This window comes from Paenibacillus sp. Y916 (genome assembly GCF_056786435.1).
Genome location: NZ_JBXCJA010000027.1, coordinates 1 through 896 on the forward strand (window position 1 = coordinate 1; position 896 = coordinate 896).

General features: G+C 52.3%; 1 rRNA gene. It reads left to right on the plus strand.

Going from position 1 to position 896, the window contains the following annotated elements:
- Position 1: 1 nt before the first annotated feature.
- Positions 2-896, plus strand: a 23S ribosomal RNA gene (locus AC1TO9_RS24490); the annotation flags it as partial.

An 896-nucleotide genomic window follows, 5' to 3' on the forward strand; every position in this document is an offset into this window, starting at 1 on the left:
TGGTTAAGCTACTAAGAGCACACGGAGGATGCCTAGGCGCTAGGAGTCGATGAAGGACGTGGCGAACAACGAAACTGCCTCGGGGAGCTGTAAGCAAGCTTTGATCCGGGGGTGTCCGAATGGGGAAACCCGGCTGTGTTAATACGCAGTCACTCACATCTGAATACATAGGATGTGTAGAGACAGACCAGGGGAACTGAAACATCTAAGTACCCTGAGGAAGAGAAAACAATAGTGATTCCGTCAGTAGCGGCGAGCGAACGCGGATTAGCCCAAACCAAGGAGCTTGCTCCTTGGGGTTGTGGGACGTCTCACATGGAGTTACAAAGGAATATATTAGGCGAAGAGGTCTGGAAAGGCCCGGCATAGAAGGTAAAAGCCCTGTAGCTGAAAGTATGTTCTCTCCGAGACGGATCCCGAGTAGTGCGGGGCACGTGAAACCCCGTATGAATCCAGCAGGACCATCTGCTAAGGCTAAATACTCCCTAGCGACCGATAGTGAAACAGTACCGTGAGGGAAAGGTGAAAAGCACCCCGGAAGGGGAGTGAAATAGAACCTGAAACCGTGTGCTTACAAAAAGTCAGAGCCCTATTAATGGGTGATGGCGTGCCTTTTGTAGAATGAACCGGCGAGTTACGTTCCCGTGCAAGGTTAAGCTGAGAAGGCGGAGCCGCAGCGAAAGCGAGTCTGAATAGGGCGAATTTAAGTACGTGGACGTAGACCCGAAACCGAGTGATCTACCCCTGTCCAGGGTGAAGGTGCGGTAACACGCACTGGAGGCCCGAACCCACGCATGTTGAAAAATGCGGGGATGAGGTGGGGGTAGCGGAGAAATTCCAATCGAACTCGGAGATAGCTGGTTCTCCCCGAAATAGCTTTAGGGCTAGCCTCGGAA